Below are 18,471 nucleotides of genomic sequence, written 5' to 3'. Positions count from 1 at the left end.
TATCTTTTGGGTAGCCGCCATGCTATACTCCTCTCAAGTCAAATTTCGGGGAGAAAACGATGAAAAAACAAGTTGCAGCATTATTGACGCTTGGCGTGTTGGCTGGTATTGGTGGGAACATTACCGCACAAGCTGCCACGGAGTCAGCAGATCCGACACCTATTTCTAGTAGTGCCTGGTTGCATAGTGACGAAGCCCAACAGGGGGCGTTTAAAAACACCTACTATCGGCTCAAGGCCAAAACGCCTGCAAAGCTGGAAGCATACCGTGCCAAGGGGGGAGCAACGGTCCAGCGCAAGGTGACCTTGCCTAAGGGGACGATCATTAGTGCCACTAAGCAGGGCAAGTATTTGGTGAAGACGGGTAGCGCCACAACCGCTGACGTGCGCTACGGTTTGAAGCAAGCAGTTCTGAAAAAGATGAAAACTGTCGGCCAGGGGACGTTGGTTTTGAAGATCAAGACGACTCAGGCGACTAAAATCAAACGACCGGTCTACGCGCTACCATATGGGGGCGGCCAATTGTTGAGTGGCGGTCTGAAAGCTCTGAGCCAGGTGCCTAAGATTACCAGTAATCAAGTTAGAATCACGTCGGACGGTTATCTGGAATACTATCCCAACCATCCACATACGGTTACCGGATATGAAAACTATCAGTGGACGTATGCGTTTGATCAGCGACCGACCAAGAGCGTGAAGATTACCAAGGCCACGGTCAAGGGGAGTCGCGTCCTGTTGTATACCAAGGCCAAGCCAGCAGTCGGGTAGCGAAGTCTGGTGCCCGGCAGTACCGGGTCAGCTTGACTAACTTGCACACACCGTACACCTATACGGACAATAGCTTAGGAGACGATACTGGTTTTGCAAGCCTGTACAAGATTGGGAAAACAGCGGCCTACACGGTTATTGGTGGCGGCTTCAACTAAAATGAGAGACTCAGCGGGTTTGCGAAAACTCGCTTTTTTAATGGCCTAAATATCCGGTAGAATGCGGATTAGACATTTTATAGTTAGTAATTAGTTAGTTTTAGTTTACAAAAGCTAACTATCATGCTAAGATAATGCCATTAAGAAATGAGGAGGCTATTTGCCATGACGGAAAAAAGTCGGGATTTAATGAAAATCTTTGGTAAGTTACTACAGAATCGGGCGCTCATGATGACGGTGGGTCATCAACCGGGGTTAGGGGGTCACGGTGGCCCTGGTGGCCGCGGACAAATGGGTTTACTCCAGGTCCTTAGCCAATCGACTAACGGGTTGACCAATGCTGAAATCGCAGAAATCTTGGATATTCGCCCCAGTTCTGTGAGTGCGTTGATCACCAAGCTGGTCGATGCGGAGCTGGTAGAGCGTGTCCCCAGTGAAACGGATAAGCGCGCGGTCATCGTCAAGCTCAGTGCACAGGGGCGTGAGATGTTTGATCAATATGATGAGCGCATGGATGACTGGTCCACAAAATTATTCGCTGGCTTGACTGATGCAGAACAGACGCAATTGGCCGACTTGTTGACGAAGTTTAATCACCACGTTGATGACTTAGATTGGCACGAGATGATGGGGCATGGCCACCCACACTTTGGGATGCGCGGCCGCGGTCCCATGGGCGGTTGGCCACGATTTTAGGAACAGATAAGCTGGAGGCAAAGAGAGATGGCACAACGCGTAGCAGCACCAGCGACCGCCCGACAACGGCCAACTGGCAAGTTCGATAGCAAAGCATTTTTACGACTGATCCGCCAAACGCAGCCCAAGTACTGGCAGTTGTGGGTCGGCCTGATTCTCGGTATTGTGGCGACCGGCGCTCAGTTGGCGGTCCCGAAGCTGGCCCAGACTTTAATCAACGGCTTGGGCCACGCCATGAATCGACCGTTACTGATTGCGGTGATTGCGCTCTTCATTGTGAGCGCCGGCATTAGTGCCATTTCGGGTGCGTTATTGGGGTTCTTTGGCGAAAACGTGGTGGCCCGGTTGCGGGAGACCTTGTGGCAAAAGTTAGTCCGTCTACGGGTCAGCTACTTTGATAATGTTAAGGTCGGCGAGATGACTTCGCGATTGGTCAACGATACCATGCAGATCAAGAATCTGCTGGCCAATTCATTTCCACAGATGGTGACCTCGCTCCTGCAACTGGTCGGGGCGCTGGTTATCATGCTCCTGATGGATTGGCGAATGACCACGATTATGTTTGTGGCGGTACCCGTGGTGATGGCCGTCATGTTTCCCATCATGCGGCAGTCCGGTAAAATCGGTCATCAGCGGCAAGACGCCATGGCGACCTTTAGTGGGGCCACCGACGAGACGCTTAGTGAGATTCGGTTGGTCAAATCCTCTAACGCGGAAACGTATGAAACGGCGAATGGTACCCGTCAGATCAATGATCTCTACCGCATTGGGCTGAAAGAAGCCATTTACGATGCTATCGCGGGTCCCGCCATGACGGCGGCCATGTTAGCGGTCTTCGTGGGTGTCTTGGCTTACGCCGCAATGCGGGTATCCGCCGGGACCATGTCGATGGGGACGATGTTTTCCTTCCTAATGTATCTGTTCCAAATCATTGGGCCGGCCGGAACGTTGGCACGCTTCTTTACGGACCTCTCGAAGGCCAATGGGTCAACCGAACGGGTTCGTGACCTCCTGGCCGAACCGGAGGAGCAACTAGCAGTGGGTCCGGCGCAATCCGTGACCAACCAAACTTTGGCCATGCAACACGTAGACTTCGCCTATGAAGACGATGGTCAGCCAGTTTTGCATGATGTGAATTTCGAGGCCGAGCCCAATACGGTCGTGGCGTTTGCCGGACCATCTGGCGGTGGAAAATCGACCATCTTTGGCATGATTGAGCGGTACTATCAGCCACAGCGCGGTCAGGTCACGATTGGTGGCGAGGACGTCACGCACTTTAACCTCAACGATTGGCGGTCACAGATCGGTTACGTTAGCCAGGATTCCGCCATTATGGCGGGTACGATTCGCCATAATCTGACATACGGGTCCGACCAGTCTTACAGCGACGATGAGCTGTGGCACGTGTTGAAGTTGGCTTCTGCCGATGAGTTTGTCCGCAACATGACGGCGGGACTCGATACGCAAGTCGGTGAACGCGGCGTCAAGGTCAGCGGGGGACAACGCCAACGATTGGCCATTGCCCGGGCCTTTCTGCGTGATCCTAAGATCTTGTTACTGGACGAGGCAACTGCTAGCTTGGATTCCGAATCAGAAGCGATGGTCCAACAGGCCTTAAGTGAGTTGATGAAGGGGCGTACGACGCTGATTATTGCGCATCGGCTTAGCACAATCGTGGATGCTGATGCCATCTACTTCATTGAGGACGGCCACGTTAGCGGTCACGGGACCCATCAGGAATTGATGGACAGTCTGCCTATTTACCGCGATTATGTGCGGATTCAATTTAAAGCATAAGTAAAAGGACCACAACTATTGGCGAGTGCCGGTAGTTGCGGTCCTTTTGGATCACGCAAGATTATTTAACAAGCTTCACGGCATGTTGGGTGTAGCTGAGGTGCCAGCCCTTAGGCAGTCCGGAAACGTGGCTGAACTTGCCCTTGTGGTTGTGGAATGTCAGCAGTTTCGTGCCGTTCTTCAAGGCCCCCTTGGTTAGGGTCAGCGTTCCCCCAAGCTTAGCCGTTTTCTTAATGGTTAAGTGGGCGTTGCGCGCCAACTTCAATTTACCGTGCTTTTGTTGGTAATTGCCAGTAACCGTGGCCTTGGCGGTGCTGAGTTGCAGGGTACCACCAGTCAGGCTAACGTTACCCTTGCCCGCAGCGTTGGTCGTGGTTAGTTGAAGTGTCCCGGCTTTGACGGTCGTGCCGCCGGTGAAGGCATTGTGGCCGCTAAGTGTTAGTTGGCCAGAGCCGGCCTTGGTCAGGCGTCCCTTACCGGCCAAGTTGTTGCGCCAGTTATCTTTGGCATTGAAGCCACCTTGTTTAGCATTCATAGTAACCGTCACGTTATCGTTCAAGGCGCCATAACCGTTAGCGGCGGAGAAGAGGTCTAAGCGACCCCACCCTTCGGCATCGTCCATGACTGGGTAACCAGAAGGCATCCCCGTCGTGTAAAGTACGTCGCGGCGTTGCGTGGCTGACAGGTAAGGCAAACGGGTTGCCAACAGAACCTCAGCGCCCTTTGGTACCCGCATGGCTTCGGTGGTATTGCCGGTTTGGTTGAAGCCGTAAGTCATCCGGAAACGGTAGGCGTCACGATTGGTTTGGTAGTCGCCAAAGTCATCCGTTGCTTTAGAAAGGGGACTCTTCAACAGGGCGTCACTGTGGGCGACTTGGTAGGCCTGCTTCATCAAGTCTTGGTTATTGCTATCGCTGAGAGTTGCGGCCGTCATAGCGGTACCGACCATCCGGCCACCCATGACAGCTAGTGGTGAGTGCCGTCCAGCTAATACCCGGTCGTAACCCACTTCAGAAGAACGGGTGATCAGTTCTTGGAAGCGTTCTGGGACAGCATAAGCCAGCGTTAAGCCGGTCTCAAAGGCCGCGGTCGTGTGACCACTAGGGAAGTCGTAGTCGTCCGGCTTGGCGTGAGCCATCACGTTGGCTAGGGCAGGAACGACCTTGACGTCTTTGCTTTGGCGGTAAGGCCGTTCGTATTTAACGACGTGCTTGACCACCCCGGTGCCAGAGAACGGTGAACGAGCGGTGGTGTTCACCAATTGTACTAAGGGGCCCAGCTTAGAAGAGGTGGTGGCCCAGTCAACCTTACTGTAAGGTGCATTGGCGGGAAGCGGCGTGCTAGGCATTGAGGTGAAATCAGTCTTGGCATCCGCATTTTGAATGAAGGCGTTGGCGTATGGCCCCAGGCCTGAGATCAGGTTGTAGCGGAGGTCACGCCGGTCCGTTAGGTAGGAACGTTCAGCCTCGCTGTCACTGCGTTGCTGGGTAATCGTAGCGGCCTTGGCAACGTTTTGGTCGAGTAGCGGGGCATTTAGCTTCTTGCCATCGGCCCAATATGTAGAGAACTCAGCCATTTCACCGACCACCGGATTGGTCTGCGGCGAGGTATTTTTAGCGACATTGGCTTGATAAGTATCAACGAAATAGCCGTATGGTGCGGCTTTCGGCGTAAGGTCATCTGTTGCGGCATTAGCTTGGACGGTTGTGGTGACGAGGGGCAAAGTGACAACGGCCAGGGAAAGTAACCCAGCGGCTTTACGGGTCCAGGAATGTTGACGTACTTTCATGAAAATTCCACCTTTCAAAATGAACGGGTCGACTAGTTTTTCTCTTTTCAGGTACATTTTCATCATAACCGAGTCTGTTTTCAAAGTCAGTAGGGTTAATGAAAATGATACAGAAAGCATACCAAATCAATACATAGCGTTCGCTTTAAGCCGGTAAAGCAAGTGATTTAACTATTTGTTTAGGCTAATAGCTTAGTGGGTGATATGAAAGCGATTCATTTTGCTACCAATTTCAATTAGAGTTCGATATGATGTTGACGGAAGTTGGGTTTCAAATTCGGATTTGGAAAGGAATTTTGTGATGATTACTGTCAACGAATTAACGACCAACCTAAAGCAACCACTTCAAATTGAGATTCTATCCGGCGAGGACTGGTATGGCGGTAGTATTGCGGATGGGTCGCAGTATCCGCTGACTCAGGGGAGTGCCTATACGTTAGATCTCATCCATCTGGTGAATGGGAACCAGGTCGCACCGGCCTTTATTTCCTCAAAAGGTCGCGTCATTACCAGCCAATCGCCGTTTTCTCTGACGGTGGCTGATGATCGCCTCAGCGTTATTGCCCGTGACCAGATTCGTCTGGTGGCTGGCGCTGAAGGCCTCAGGGGCGCGCAACAGTGGTTGGCCCAACATACCTTTGAATTGGGGAGTATGCCACCCGCAGACTTTTTTGAGTTACCGCAGTGGAATACCTGGATGGAGCTGCTTTATCAACAAAATCAAGCCGACGTATTGGCCTATGCACACAATATTATTGAACATGATTTTCCGGCCGGCATCATTATGATCGATGACCTGTGGGCCGATTACTACGGCCGCTGGGAGTTCTCCGCGCGGAAATTCCCAGATGCGCCAGCAATGATTCAGGAGTTACATAAGTTAGGGTTCAAAGTAATGGTGTGGGCGTGCCCGTTCGTCAGTCCGGATTCGCAGGAGTACCGGGATCTATTGACGAAGGGCATGCTGTTGATGCGCCCCGATGGCAAGCCCGTCGTGCGGGAGTGGTGGAATGGGTTCAGTGCCATTTTGGATTTGAGCAATCCAGCGACCTACCAATGGTTCAAGGAAACACTTCAGGACCTGCAAGCCACGACCGGTGTGGACGGGTTCAAATTAGATGCTGGTGATCCGCATTTCTACCAAGCCGATGACGTGTCGCAAATGGAACTGGCTCCCGAACAACAAACGGAATTGTGGGGCCACTTTGGCCAGGAGTTTGCCTACAATGAATTTCGGGCGATGTATAAAAATCAAGGGGCACCGCTGGTTAACCGGCTCCAAGACAAGCGATTTGAATGGGGTACCGATGGCCTGTCCGAATTGATTCCAGATACGATTATTCAGGGACTAATGGGATACTACTTCAGCTGTCCAGACATGATTGGCGGTGGGGAGATTCGCAGTCTCGTCAAACTAGATCATTTCGACCAAGAGCTGATTGTCCGCTCGGCGCAATGTTCCGCGTTGATGCCCATGATGCAGTTCTCCCTGGCGCCGTGGCGGGTGCTTGACCAAGAGCACCTCGATCTCTGTCGGGAGGCCGCGGACCTGCATCAACGGTTTGCACCGACGATTATTAAGTTAGCCGAAAATGCGGCGAAAACCGGGGAACCCATTGTCCAATCCATGGCCTATGACCATCCGGAAACGCCGCAAGATTATTTGAAGACGCAGTTCAAGCTGGGGCCATCTATTTTGGTTGCGCCCGTCATTACGCCGCATGCCACAACCAAGGCCGTCTACTTCCCTGAAGGCCAGTGGCAATCTGTGACCGATGAAGCGGCCAAGACGATTACTGGCCCGGCAACAGTCGACCTACCCGTTACCTTGGCCAGCTTGCCCGCGTACCGACGTGTCTAGGAATCTGACAGAATCGAGGATGAAAGCATGGAACTAGAACAACACGGCAATCAAAATAAAGTCTTAACGCGGACGACCTACGCCTTTGGGGCGTTTGGCCACGACCTCTTTAACCAAGTCATGAACAGCTATTTCATCATGTTCGTGACCAACCATTTATTCAACGGTAGCGATACCGCGGCAAATAACCGGATGATTGGACTCATGACGACCATCATTTTCGTACTGCGGATAGCGGAGCTTTTCATTGATCCCTTCATTGGCAATACGATCGACAAGACCAATACCAAATGGGGGAAGTTCAAGCCGTGGGTCATCATTGGGACGCTGATCTCCGGAATCTGTATGATGCTCTTATTTAGTAATCTATGGGGACTAACGGCCCGGCCGTTCCTATACTTGTTTGTGTTCACGTTTATTTACATCGTGATGGATATTTTCTTTTCGTTTAAGGATATTGGGCTGTGGTCAATGTTGCCAGCGCTGTCGTTTGATTCGCTGGAACGGGAAAAGACCGCAACTTTTGCCCGGATTGGGTCTACGTTGGGCGGAACGATTGTGACGGTGACCATCATCCCCGTCATTCTATTCTTCTCCAACACCAATACCGGTGGGACCGGGGATTCGCGGGGCTGGTTCATTTACGCCGCGATTGCTGCAATCATTGCAATTTTGGGAGCGCTTTCTATCGGCGTAGGGACCCGCGAAGTGGATTCGCCATTGCGGGAAAATAAAGAAGAGACCGGGTTTAAACAGGTGCTGGGCGTCTTGGTCCACAACGACCAACTCATGTGGTTATCCTGTGCCTACCTGCTTTACGGCATGGGCGCCTACCTGACCAACTCGCTGATGCTGTATTACTTCACGTACGTGTTGGGTCACGCGGCCATGTTCTCTATTCTGGGGATGGCCAACATGGTGATCGGCTTTCTGGCCGTTTCCATGTTCCCGGCATTGGCGAAGAAATTCAAACGTCGCAACGTGTTCGTGTCCTGTATCGTCATCTTGTTGGTGGCGCTGAGTCTCTTTGCCTTTGCGGACAAAAATGTTTGGCTCGTGATTGCTGCCGGGGCGTTGTTCAATTTGCCACAACCACTGATCTTCCTGGTCGTCTTGATGACCTTCACGGATATCGTGGAGTATGGGCAGTTGAAGCTGGGACACCGTGATGAATCGTTGGTCTTGTCCGTTCGGCCGCTGATTGATAAATGTGCTGGCGCCATCGTCACGGGAATTACCGGGATGACGGCGGTGTTAGCTGGCATGGCGGGGAACGCCAAAGTCGCTGATATCACGGATAGTAACGTGATGACGTTTAAAATGATCATGGTTGTTGCACCGGCCATTACGGTGCTGATTGGGACTGTGATTTTCCTGAAGAAAGTGAAAATTACGGAAGCTAAGCACGCGGAAATCGTGGCTGAGTTGGAAAAGACTTGGAATAAGACTGACGACAACGACTAAATAGCGCAGTATCACAAAGACCCCGGGGCACGTGTACCCTGGGGCCTTTTGTTTTAATTTGAGAGTTCGTGAACCAATTGCTGATTGCCCCAATCTTCCAGTGAGGTCAAAATGTTGTGAAACATGACGCCGCTGGCGGTGAGGCGGTAGCTGTAATCATCTTCGGGAATGGTGGTGATGAGTCCCCAGTCCGTGAGGGTTTTCAGACGTAGCAAGAGATTGAAGGTGGAGATGCCCCGCACTGTGCGTCGTAATTCCATGAAGTCTGTGGGCGCGGTGTCCAGCTGATACAAGACCAGGGCGTACCAGCGTTGGTGCAAGACCTCGAGGCCGAGTTCACTGCCGAGATTGAGTTGCGTTAATGCCATGATGGGGCTTCCTTTCAGAATTAGATTTGGAGAAAATGAAAGAGACGGTAGCTGAGGCGCAGGCCAAATGTTTTGTCCGGATTGGTGAAATCGACCGGAATCAGTTCTTGAATTTTAGCGAGACGTTTAGCCAGGCTGTTGCGGTGAAGATGCAGCTTTGTTGCTGTTTTACTGACATGACAGTCGTTCTCCAGGTAGGCGAAGAGCGTGTGAAAGAGCTCGGCGTGATGACGGTCGTCGTAGTGCTTGAGCGTCAATAGCTGGGTGCACATGGTGTTGCGCAGTAAGGCACCGTTGTCGACGTGGTTCAAAATAACATAAATATTGTATTTTTGCGTGGTATTGACGATTGCCCGGGTGCCCAACTGTTGTGCAATCTCACTGGCCTGACGACAGATGCTGAGAAAGGCCGGGGTCTGGGCGATGTCGGCATACGGCTCGGATGAAAAGAAGTAGTGATCGTACTGTTGTCCCAGCTGAGTCAACTGGGTTTGCGCTTGTGTTAACTGGGTCTCGGTGAGTAAAAAGACCAGGTCGGCTTGGTTTTCGGTGAGCGGTAGGGGCGCTGCCAGTTGGCGCAAGGCAGCGAGGAGGCCGGCCTGGTGGGGCGCTTGCTGGGTAGCCGTGGCGGTCACGCAGATCAATTTTTCTGTTGTGAGTGACCGCAGTAATTGCGTATCCGCCGTGTCAGGGTTCGTCAGTAGCTGATCCAGTGCGGCGTTGGCCGTATTTTGATTAGGGTTGAGCGCGTAACGGTCCGTGAAATGATTGATGACCTGCAGAACCAGTTGGACTTGCTGCTGGGTAAGGGGGTAGCTGGGGGACTGGGCCAAAAAGAGATACCAGGGATTGAGTGCCTGGGGATTTAGGACGTCACGAATGAATTGCTGATTGCCGTGGGTGTAGCGATTATCAGTTGCCAAGGGATCCAACCAATCCGCGGGGATGGTGGTGAGTGGCGCGTGTTGCTGACTGATGATTTGGCCGGCTTGGTCAACGATTAAAATGGGTTGTTCCAGGTAGTCCGCCACCAGCGCTGTTAACTGGTCTAACGTCGCGGATTGAATGGCCCTTAACAAGAGTGTTTCAGTTTCCAAAATTATCCCTCCGGTGTGCATGATGCCCACTACAAACTCGAATGTGTGGGCATTTATCATCTTGTGACTGCTTTGGTGCTGGTGTTATAGTAGCACCACGTTGAAAGATAGCTTAGCATTTAGTGGGCAACTTGTCTACTGGGAGGTGTGAAAATGGATTTTACTGAAGTTGTGAACCGGCGCCATTCGACACGAGATTTTACGGACCAACCCGTAACGCCCACAATTTTGCGAGAAATTGTGCAGGAAGCGCAGCAATCTGCATCTTGGGCCAATGCGCAACCGTGGCAGGTCGTCATCGCGACTGGTGAGACCTTGAAGCGGATTCGTGAACACCATCGACAGATGAGTTGGCAAGGCATCGTAGGCAACGCAGACCTGACCGTTGCCCACCGAACGGAATGGCCACAAGGTGCGCAGCAAAATATTGCGACTTGGAATGCCGCATTTAGCCAACACCTGCGCCAGGTCGGTAACGGCGCGGGAAACTTTCAAGACAATCTCTTCAACGCAACAGCAGTGGCTTACCTGACGTTAAAGCGTCCTGTGAATGAATGGGAAGTCTTCGACCTGGGAGCCTTTGCCCAACTGCTAGCGTTGAGTGCCACCAATCGTGGAGTACAATCGATTCCGGCATATGAACTGATTAAATATCCAGACATGTTACGGCAGTTATTGGGATTGGATGCGTCCAACCGTTTCATCATGGGCATTGCGTTGGGGTATGAGAGTCAGCAGCCCATCAATCAATTTCGGTCATCACGTGTGCCAACGGCAGCGATGCTGACACTTAAGGATTAGGAGGCTTACACATGAAAATTATGGTGATTGGCGGCTCCGGTCGTATCGGTAAATTAGTGGTTACGCAACTCCGCCAGCAAGGACACACCGTCGTTGCGGCGGCACGTCACGCGCAAGATGGTCCGGATACGGCCTTCTTTGATCTCCACGAATCGCCCCGAGAAATGGCGGCACGGCTTGCGGGTCAAGACGCCGTATACTTTGTGGCGGGGTCACGGGGCAAGGATTTGTTGCAAACGGATCTGAATGGCGCAGTCAACGTCATGCGGGCCAGCGAAATGGCGGGCGTTCACCGGTTTATTCAGTTAAGCTCGGCGTTTGCGCTACAGCCAGAACGGTGGTCAGAAGGCTATCTTGCCAACCTGACCGATTACAACATTGCCAAATATTTTGCGGATGACTGGCTGATTCACCGGACACAGTTAGACTACACGATTCTTCAGCCAGGGGTGTTGACGGAAACGCCAGCGACTGGGAAAGTCACGTTTAAGGTGACTGCGCCAGGAGAGAATGCCTTGGCCGACGTTGCCACCGTGCTAGCGGGCCTCATTTCACGGCCGGCCACCATTGGCAAGGTCATCATGATGGGCAGTGGGGATGTTCCGATTGCCCAGGCGTTAGCTGCAGTGAAGTAAGTCACGGACTGATGTTGCGTCAAATAATCTTTGATAGAAATGACTAGCGGGTTCAACCAATGACGGGTTGGACCCGATTTTTGTGGATTATTTGCGAAAAGGGGTGACAAAATCCCGTTGAATTTCGTTTGTATAAGTGAGGAGAGATTTTCCCAAAGTCATCGGCCAAGTTAGCTGTCAGCGCTTACAAACTATGCTACGATTACGTTAGGCGTCATCAATTATGAAGGGAGTACGCACATGTCAATCTTAGTCAAGGAACATCAATTTCACCTGCAGACGGACCACACCAGCTACATTTTTCACGTAATGGCAAATGGTGAGTTGGGCCAGCTTTACTACGGACAACGCATCCACGACCAACCAGCTTTTCCTGAACTGACGGTTCGCGAGGAGCACGGGGCAATTCCGGCTTGGCGGTTGGACCAGCCGGACTTTCAACCGGAAACGTTGAAGCAAGAATTTGCCAGCTTAGGCAAAGGGGATTACCGAGATCCAGCGTTTCAGATCACCGGACCCGATGGCAGTCGCATCAGTGAATTTCGGTATCAGGATTATCGAATTATTCCTGGTAAGCAACGGCTAACTGAGTTGCCATCGACCTTTGATGATAGCGACGACGATGCCCAGACCTTGGTCATCACGCTGGTCGATGCCGTGACGAACCTGACGCTGACCTTGAACTATGCAGTCTTTCCTCATCAAGACGTCATCGTTCGCAGTGCCCAATTCACCAATCAGGGCCAACAAACGGTCACGTTGAATCGGGCTTTGAGCCTGCAACTGGACCTGCCGGATGCCAACTACGATCTGCTGCAATTCTCCGGTAGCTGGGCGCGCGAACGGCATTTGGTTCGCCAGCCGCTCCGAAGTGGCATTCAGAGCGTGGGCAGTTTACGCGGTGCTTCCAGTCACCAGCAGAATCCCTTTATCGCCTTAGCACGGCCGGACACCAACGAAGATCAGGGGGCAGCGTTTGGCTTTAACCTGGTGTATTCGGGCAACTTCCTGGATCAAGTCGAAGTCGACGCTTTTGACACGGCACGCGTTTTGACGGGCATCAATCCGACCGAGTTTGGCTGGCAATTAGCGGCTGGTCAGCATTTTCAAACGCCGGAAGCCGTACTGAGCTATACCAGTGCCGGTTTGAATCAATTGAGCCAGCAAATGGGCACGTTCTACCAGCATCATCTGGTCAATCCGCGATTTGCGCAACAGCCGCGGCCCGTTTTGATCAACAACTGGGAAGGGACGTACTTTGATTTTGACGAAGACAAGCTAACGGCGATTGCCCGCGAAGCCAAACAACTGGGCATCGAAATGTTCGTCCTGGACGACGGCTGGTTTGGCCATCGAGATGATGACACCACGTCGCTGGGGGACTGGGACGTTTACGCAGCCAAGCTACCCAACGGTATCGCGCACCTGGCCGACCGCATCCACGGCTTGGACCTGCAGTTTGGCTTGTGGTTTGAACCGGAAATGATTTCCATCGACAGCGACCTGTACCGTGCCCATCCCGACTGGACGGTCGTTGCCCCTCAACGGGAAATGACACCGGGCCGGAACCAATTTGTGCTCGACATGGCCAATCCGGCGGTCGTGGATTACTTATATGGCAAAATTAGCAAATTAATTAAAGAGGCCCATCTGGATTACATCAAGTGGGACATGAACCGCAATATCACGGAATCGTTTAGCGATACGTTGCCAGCGGAACGCCAGGCCGAATTTGCGCATCGCTACATGCTAGGGGTTTACCAGCTGTATGCGCGGCTGACGACGGATTATCCGCACGTGTTGTTTGAATCCTGTGCCTCTGGTGGCGGCCGGTTCGACCTGGGGATGATGTACTACGCGCCGCAAGCCTGGACTAGTGATGATACCGATGCGGTGGAGCGGCTGCGGATCCAATACGGCACGTCGTATGGGTACCCGCTGGCGATGATGGGCGCACACGTTTCCGCCGTGCCCAATGATCAAACGGGGCGGATCACGCCGCTGGAAACACGAGCGGCCGTGGCCTACTTCGGTGATCTGGGTTATGAGCTCGACGTGACGAAGTGTTCCGCGGAAGAAAAAGCCGCGATTAAGGCCCAGGTTGCCTTTTACAAGGCCCACCGTGAGCTGTTCCAGCAAGGGACGTTCTATCGTCTGGACAATCCATTTGCGGGGGATGGCAATGTCGGTAGCTGGCAGGTTGTCAGTGATGACGGGCGCCATGCGGTTGCTGCACGGTATCAAATTTTGAATCAACCGAATCCAGCATATCACCGGCTCTACCTGCGGGGCTTGCAACCGGATCAGCGCTATCAAGTTGCAGGGGATGACCACGTTTACTTTGGCGACGAGCTGATGCACGCGGGTCTCTTCGTGCCGCATTTGTTGGGCACCACGCAAGGCGTCGAGGCCTCCACTGACTTCAGTGCACGGGTCTTCGTGATTGACGCCATCGACTAACGAAAGTAAGTGGCACCATCGCTTGATTGGTGTATAATTCTCATCAAATACTCATAGAGAGGCGTGCTGCGTATGAAAATTTTAGTCACGGGTTTTGATCCCTTTGGCGGTGAAGCCACGAATCCGGCCATTGAGGCGGTCAAACGGTTACCCGCCACGATTGTGGGGGCGCAAATCGTGCCGCTGCTGGTGCCGACGGTCTTCGCGACAGCCGGAAAAGTCGTGCGGCAAGCCGTTTTGGCTGAGCAACCAGACGTCGTGTTGAGCATTGGCCAGGCGGGTGGCCGCGCGGCGTTAACGCCGGAACTAGTGGCCATTAATTTAGCCGACGGGCGCATTCCCGATAACGCCGGGGATCAGCCGGTCGACCGCCCACTCCAGGCCGAGGGGGCGACGGCGTATTTCACGCAGCTGCCAGTTAAGGCGATGGTGCAGGCGATTCGCGATGCAGGGTTGCCCAGCGCTGTGTCGACCACGGCCGGCACCTACGTTTGCAACGCCCTGATGTATCAAGTACAGTACCTGCGGGCGACTGAATTTCCGACGTTGCGCGCTGGCTTCATGCACATCCCGTTTCTGCCCGACCAAGTGGTGACCAAGCCGGGCACGCCGTCGTTGGCATTGGCCGATGATGTGCGGGGAATCACGGCGGCCATTACCGCAATTGTCCAAACGCAATGAACACAAAAAACGAGGCCGGACGTGTTGTCGTCTGACCCCGTTTTCATTTATCGTTAAACGCGTAAATTCTCGCCGACTAAGCCCACGAAAGCCCCTTCTTTATGGGCGTCTGGGTGCGCAATCAGCCATTTATTCGTCTTGAATAATAACCGGTTCATCGGGTCTTGCTTATCGACGCTGAATTCGAGGTCGAGGTTTGTGCCAGCGGGCAACATGACTAGGCACCGGAAGCCGTCTTGACCAGGGGCCTCACAGGGCGCGAAATGCAGCGTGGTGGCATAGACTTCGATGGCCGTCCCCTTGGGAATCAGGAAGGCTTCCAGTTGGTCGGTGTCGTAGGTCAGGTCGTCGTGGATGTCTTGGCGCTTGCCCAGCAGTAAGACGAAATCCGTGGCGGCCACGTTGATTTCGGAGCTACTGTGAAATTCCAAACAGTTCAGCAGATGATTGTGTCCGATGCAATAGCCAGTTTCGGTCGGCACGCCACCGTACAAGGTTTGTTCCAGCCGGTGAGCCGCGGTCGTGTTGGCCAGAGATTCCGTGTTCGCCACGTACTGGGTCTTCTCAGCCGGATAGGGCACGGCTTCTAGGTTCGTGATCAGTTCATCTAAATCACCAGCGGAAACAATGCGACCATAAGGCCGAAAGCGCTCGTCGGTTACGTCAAAAATTTGCATCAGAATCATCCTTCCAATTGTAAGTTGACCTAAGTATGCGCGCGATTTGTGAACATTGTTTGATTTGGGGGTTAAGAAATTGCGGATTTATCACGATGGTTGGTGTCGGTAAGTTTGTCTGTGCGGTGAGGCCAGGTCAATTTTATGAGGGGATGAGTTGGGCATTAAAGCGGGCGGAAGTGGCTGGTTATAACAGATGTTACAGGGTGAAAAAATCATTATTTTTGTATTATGTTTAAAGGGATCTAAAGATGATTCCCGTTTTGCCGTTATATGTTTCCTTGGGGGTGACAGATCGGGTATAATAAATAGCCGTGGCAGATGATACATAGCTGATTATAGACAAGACAAAAAATTAAAAATATGAGGTAAAATTAAAATGGATTCATTTGTAGATATTCCACAACCATCCCGTTTCAGAATTGGTGGCTTATTCAGTGATAATAACTTTGTAGTTCCTGTGTATCAGCAAAATTATGCTTGGGGACAAAATGAAGTTGAAGATTTTTGGGAAGATTTGAAAGACTTAATTGATGGTGAACGTAGTAGCCACTTTTTCGGTCAAATTGTTACCTATAAGAATGATCGCGAAGAGCAAGAAATCATTGATGGTCAGCAACGTTTGACAACTAGCACGATTTTTCTAGCAGTCATTCGGGATATTGCGATGGCAATGTACAAAGAACACTTTCGGGGTAGCGTTGACGAAGTGAACTTGGATAGTGGTGATGATTTGCGTCTGATTAGTCGTCAGGTTGATAAAATCATTCGGGGAGAAAAGGGTGCACAAGCATCTCTGATGGTACAACAAGGCGAAGATGCTAGTCTCCAAGAGTATTTCTTTAGTTTAACGCATGGCAGTGTGGCTGCGCGTGAAGATCGGGTTACATCCGATCCGATGAAGAATATGCAGACAGCTTATCACGATATGGCGCGAAAAATTCAGGAAACTCTGAAACAAGAAACGAATATTGGTGCGCAAATTGAAAAGTTACAGAGTATTTATGAACTATTTGTAAATAACTTTTATTTGGTAATGATTTCGGCGCCTAGCTTACAGGATGCATTTACAATCTTTGAGACACTAAACAGTCGTGGGAAAGACCTCAAAGCCTCTGATATCATTAAGAATCATCTGATGTCTCTGATGGGCAATGATCGCATTCACGAGGCCAATGAGTTATGGCGGAACATCACTGCTAAGCTTGATACAAGCAGTAAGCGAATTACCCGATTCATTCGAACCTACTGGGCTGCACAATATCGAATTGTTTCAGAAGCAAAGTTGTATCGGGCTGTTAGTGATAAGGTCAAGGATGGAAATCAGGCACAGGCCTTTTTGAAAAATTTAGACCATTCAGTTGATTTATATACAGTCTTAGAAAGTCCGGTGGCTCCTAAAGCACACGCTGAGTTTTTTGATAATGCCGGGATTACACAGCGATTGGACATACTTTCACGAATGAATGTGAAGCTTTATTATCCGATCGTGATGGCGATGAACCATTGTGATTACTCAGAAAAGGATATTTTGAAAGTTGTTAATAAAATCATGTCAGTTTTTATTCGGCATCGAACGATTATTAATGATGGAACAAATAAGCTGGAAACTGGTTTTTCTGAAATTGCTAAAAATATTTGGTCTTTGGAATACGCAGGTGTTGACGCAATTATTGATGGCATGAATCAGCGCCTGTTAAAGTCTGATGAAGCGACTGAAACGGCTTTTAGCGTTTTAAACAAAGACGGTGGTTTACGTGGTGCTAAGAAATGGACGCTAGTTTACCTGCTTTCCGAGTTATACGCTGTGCACTTTGATGACTTTGTGGATGGCATGTACAACAAAGTCTTTGATGATGATAACTATCAGTTGGTTCAGATTAGTACAGCAGAAGAAGTTGGCGAGTATCAGACTTACATTGGCAACTGGACAATTCTTGAAAAGAACCTAGTTCCTTCAAAATCCGCGGATAGTTTGCAAATGGCTAGTCAATTAAATAAATCTGATTTAAAGGGCAATCAAGCGTTAGCTAAACAGTTACAAACTGAAGCATGGACGATTGATGCGATCAAACAACGACAAAATATATTTGTAAATGATGTAACGTTAATTTGGTAAACGAGAATTTATTAAGAGCGTCAGCTTAAGTAAGCAACAACTTTTGTTATTGGCAAAGGTTGTTGCTTTTTTTTAATATTTGGTACACTAGTCCGTAGAGAGAATAAGTTAATTGATGATCAAGGTAAACTTGGAGGCGTCTCAAAATGAACCTAAATACCATCAAAACCATCACCAACCTGGGTGCCGGGACCATGGGGCACGCCACGGCGTTGCAATTTGCCATGAACGGCTATCCCGTGCGGTTGCTGGATACCAGCGACACTGCGTTGCAGCGGGGGATGACCGCCATTCAACATGACCTGGCGACCTTTCGCGAGGCCGGCTTGCTGCACGAAACGGACGCGGCCATTCTCGCGCGCATCACGCCGACGACGGACTACGCGGTTGCGTTAGCCGACACGGATTTCGTAATTGAATCGATCATTGAGGACCTGGACGTTAAGAAGCAGGTCTGGCAGCGGGTCGAATCGCTCGTGAGTGACGAGACTATTTTGGCCACCAACACGTCTGGCCTCAGTCCGACTGCCATTCAGTCCGTGCTCACCAAGCCTGACCGGTTCGTCGTTGCCCATTTCTGGAACCCGGCACAACTGATGCCGCTGGTAGAGGTCGTTCCCGGCAAACAAACCACGCCTGCCACGGTTGATGTGACCGTGGCCTTGATGAACCACATCGGCAAGCACGCCGTTGGCCTCAAGCAGGAGTCGCTGGGCTTCGTCGGCAATCGGATTCAGCTGGCCGTCTTGCGTGAAGCTCTGCACATCGTGGACGAGGGCATCGCGACACCAGAAGCCGTCGATGATATCATCAAGTACAGCCTGGGCCGGCGGTGGAGTCTGGTTGAGCCCATCGCCAGCGCTGACCTCGGGGGCCTCGACGTCTTCGATAACATCAGTAAGTATCTCTACGCCGATTTGGGCGCCACGCAGGGGGAAGACCCCGCGCTGGCCAAGAAGGTGGCGGACCACGAGCTGGGGCTCAAGACCGGTCGCGGCTTTTACAAGTGGGACGGTGACGCAGGTGCTGAAATCGTGGCCCAGCGAGACCGTGACTTACTCAATTTGCTAAAACAAGATCACGAATAAGACTAAAAAAGCT

At 51.5% G+C, this 18,471-nt stretch carries 16 protein-coding genes; 12 read left to right on the top strand and 4 right to left on the bottom strand.

What is annotated here, in order from left to right; genetic code table 11:
- Positions 1 to 59 precede the first annotated feature (59 nt).
- From NGM66_RS01315 to NGM66_RS01300, 4 genes are all read left to right on the top strand, one after another.
- Positions 60 to 767, top strand: coding sequence for a hypothetical protein (locus tag NGM66_RS01315; protein ID WP_208908349.1), 708 nt, complete (start codon positions 60 to 62; stop codon positions 765 to 767).
- Between the two features lie 32 nt (positions 768 to 799).
- Positions 800 to 925, top strand: a complete 126-nt coding sequence (locus NGM66_RS01310) for a hypothetical protein (RefSeq protein ID WP_258115331.1) — start codon at positions 800 to 802, stop codon at positions 923 to 925.
- A 165-nt stretch (positions 926 to 1,090) separates the two neighbouring features.
- Positions 1,091 to 1,621, top strand: coding sequence for a MarR family winged helix-turn-helix transcriptional regulator (locus tag NGM66_RS01305; protein ID WP_208908351.1), 531 nt, complete (start codon positions 1,091 to 1,093; stop codon positions 1,619 to 1,621).
- A gap of 27 nt (positions 1,622 to 1,648) precedes the next feature.
- Complete coding sequence (locus NGM66_RS01300) at positions 1,649 to 3,418, top strand: ABC transporter ATP-binding protein (RefSeq protein ID WP_208908353.1); 1,770 nt, start codon at positions 1,649 to 1,651, stop codon at positions 3,416 to 3,418.
- Positions 3,419 to 3,479: 61 nt separating this feature from the next.
- Here NGM66_RS01300 and NGM66_RS01295 read toward each other — a convergent pair whose 3' ends face one another.
- A complete protein-coding gene (locus NGM66_RS01295; protein ID WP_258115330.1) occupies positions 3,480 to 5,207 on the bottom strand; it encodes a phosphatase PAP2 family protein in 1,728 nt (575 codons plus the stop codon).
- Between the two features lie 301 nt (positions 5,208 to 5,508).
- Between NGM66_RS01295 and NGM66_RS01290 the strand changes: the two genes are divergently transcribed.
- Positions 5,509 to 7,068, top strand: coding sequence for a glycoside hydrolase family 31 protein (locus NGM66_RS01290; protein WP_258115329.1), 1,560 nt, complete (start codon positions 5,509 to 5,511; stop codon positions 7,066 to 7,068).
- A gap of 27 nt (positions 7,069 to 7,095) precedes the next feature.
- On the top strand, positions 7,096 to 8,532 hold the full coding sequence (locus tag NGM66_RS01285) for a glycoside-pentoside-hexuronide (GPH):cation symporter (protein ID WP_208908367.1): 1,437 nt from the start codon (positions 7,096 to 7,098) through the stop codon (positions 8,530 to 8,532).
- A 53-nt stretch (positions 8,533 to 8,585) separates the two neighbouring features.
- Here the strand turns inward: NGM66_RS01285 and NGM66_RS01280 are convergent, their stop codons facing one another.
- A complete protein-coding gene (locus tag NGM66_RS01280) occupies positions 8,586 to 8,900 on the bottom strand; it encodes a winged helix-turn-helix transcriptional regulator (protein ID WP_208908369.1) in 315 nt (104 codons plus the stop codon).
- 20 nt (positions 8,901 to 8,920) lie between these two features.
- Positions 8,921 to 9,997: a PucR family transcriptional regulator gene (locus NGM66_RS01275; protein WP_208908371.1), complete on the bottom strand. Its 1,077-nt coding sequence runs from the start codon at positions 9,995 to 9,997 to the stop codon at positions 8,921 to 8,923.
- Positions 9,998 to 10,150: 153 nt separating this feature from the next.
- On the opposite strand from NGM66_RS01275, the gene NGM66_RS01270 reads away from it, so the two are divergent.
- The 4 genes from NGM66_RS01270 to pcp all read left to right on the top strand — a co-directional run bounded on the left by NGM66_RS01270 (position 10,151) and on the right by pcp (position 14,574).
- Positions 10,151 to 10,798: a nitroreductase gene (locus NGM66_RS01270; protein ID WP_208908373.1), complete on the top strand. Its 648-nt coding sequence runs from the start codon at positions 10,151 to 10,153 to the stop codon at positions 10,796 to 10,798.
- Positions 10,799 to 10,809: 11 nt separating this feature from the next.
- Positions 10,810 to 11,433 (top strand): NAD(P)H-binding protein, encoded by a 624-nt coding sequence (locus NGM66_RS01265; RefSeq protein WP_208908375.1) that lies wholly within the window; start codon positions 10,810 to 10,812, stop codon positions 11,431 to 11,433.
- Between the two features lie 240 nt (positions 11,434 to 11,673).
- Entirely contained in the window at positions 11,674 to 13,893 is a 2,220-nt protein-coding gene (locus tag NGM66_RS01260) for an alpha-galactosidase (protein ID WP_208908377.1), read from the top strand.
- A 72-nt stretch (positions 13,894 to 13,965) separates the two neighbouring features.
- Positions 13,966 to 14,574 carry a pyroglutamyl-peptidase I gene (gene pcp / locus NGM66_RS01255; protein WP_208908379.1) on the top strand — a complete coding sequence of 203 codons (609 nt, stop codon included), beginning with the start codon at positions 13,966 to 13,968 and terminating at the stop codon, positions 14,572 to 14,574.
- A gap of 53 nt (positions 14,575 to 14,627) precedes the next feature.
- Here the strand turns inward: pcp and NGM66_RS01250 are convergent, their stop codons facing one another.
- Positions 14,628 to 15,251 (bottom strand): DUF4867 family protein, encoded by a 624-nt coding sequence (locus NGM66_RS01250; protein ID WP_208908380.1) that lies wholly within the window; start codon positions 15,249 to 15,251, stop codon positions 14,628 to 14,630.
- Between the two features lie 379 nt (positions 15,252 to 15,630).
- Between NGM66_RS01250 and NGM66_RS01245 the strand changes: the two genes are divergently transcribed.
- Together NGM66_RS01245 and NGM66_RS01240 are read left to right on the top strand one after the other, a co-directional pair.
- Complete coding sequence (locus tag NGM66_RS01245; RefSeq protein WP_258115328.1) at positions 15,631 to 17,370, top strand: DUF262 domain-containing protein; 1,740 nt, start codon at positions 15,631 to 15,633, stop codon at positions 17,368 to 17,370.
- A gap of 146 nt (positions 17,371 to 17,516) precedes the next feature.
- Positions 17,517 to 18,458, top strand: coding sequence for a 3-hydroxyacyl-CoA dehydrogenase family protein (locus NGM66_RS01240; protein WP_208908385.1), 942 nt, complete (start codon positions 17,517 to 17,519; stop codon positions 18,456 to 18,458).
- Positions 18,459 to 18,471: the final 13 nt, after the last annotated feature.

This window comes from Levilactobacillus yiduensis, assembly GCF_024718525.1.
GTDB lineage: Bacteria > Bacillota > Bacilli > Lactobacillales > Lactobacillaceae > Levilactobacillus > Levilactobacillus yiduensis.
The sequence above is the reverse complement of the archived record's forward strand: the minus strand, read 5'-3'. Positions and strand labels throughout refer to the sequence as shown.

What these genes read in the sequence shown, in the direction of transcription:
- NGM66_RS01290 (WP_258115329.1), top strand. Translation starts at nt 5,509, where the DNA reads ATGATTACTGTCAACGAATTAACGACCAACCTAAAGCAACCACTTCAA.
- NGM66_RS01250 (WP_208908380.1), bottom strand. Translation starts at nt 15,251, where the DNA reads ATGCAAATTTTTGACGTAACCGACGAGCGCTTTCGGCCTTATGGTCGC.
- NGM66_RS01295 (WP_258115330.1), bottom strand. Translation starts at nt 5,207, where the DNA reads ATGAAAGTACGTCAACATTCCTGGACCCGTAAAGCCGCTGGGTTACTT.
- NGM66_RS01240 (WP_208908385.1), top strand. Translation starts at nt 17,517, where the DNA reads ATGAACCTAAATACCATCAAAACCATCACCAACCTGGGTGCCGGGACC.
- NGM66_RS01305 (WP_208908351.1), top strand. Translation starts at nt 1,091, where the DNA reads ATGACGGAAAAAAGTCGGGATTTAATGAAAATCTTTGGTAAGTTACTA.
- NGM66_RS01300 (WP_208908353.1), top strand. Translation starts at nt 1,649, where the DNA reads ATGGCACAACGCGTAGCAGCACCAGCGACCGCCCGACAACGGCCAACT.
- NGM66_RS01285 (WP_208908367.1), top strand. Translation starts at nt 7,096, where the DNA reads ATGGAACTAGAACAACACGGCAATCAAAATAAAGTCTTAACGCGGACG.
- pcp (WP_208908379.1), top strand. Translation starts at nt 13,966, where the DNA reads ATGAAAATTTTAGTCACGGGTTTTGATCCCTTTGGCGGTGAAGCCACG.
- NGM66_RS01315 (WP_208908349.1), top strand. Translation starts at nt 60, where the DNA reads ATGAAAAAACAAGTTGCAGCATTATTGACGCTTGGCGTGTTGGCTGGT.
- NGM66_RS01245 (WP_258115328.1), top strand. Translation starts at nt 15,631, where the DNA reads ATGGATTCATTTGTAGATATTCCACAACCATCCCGTTTCAGAATTGGT.
- NGM66_RS01270 (WP_208908373.1), top strand. Translation starts at nt 10,151, where the DNA reads ATGGATTTTACTGAAGTTGTGAACCGGCGCCATTCGACACGAGATTTT.
- NGM66_RS01265 (WP_208908375.1), top strand. Translation starts at nt 10,810, where the DNA reads ATGAAAATTATGGTGATTGGCGGCTCCGGTCGTATCGGTAAATTAGTG.
- NGM66_RS01260 (WP_208908377.1), top strand. Translation starts at nt 11,674, where the DNA reads ATGTCAATCTTAGTCAAGGAACATCAATTTCACCTGCAGACGGACCAC.
- NGM66_RS01280 (WP_208908369.1), bottom strand. Translation starts at nt 8,900, where the DNA reads ATGGCATTAACGCAACTCAATCTCGGCAGTGAACTCGGCCTCGAGGTC.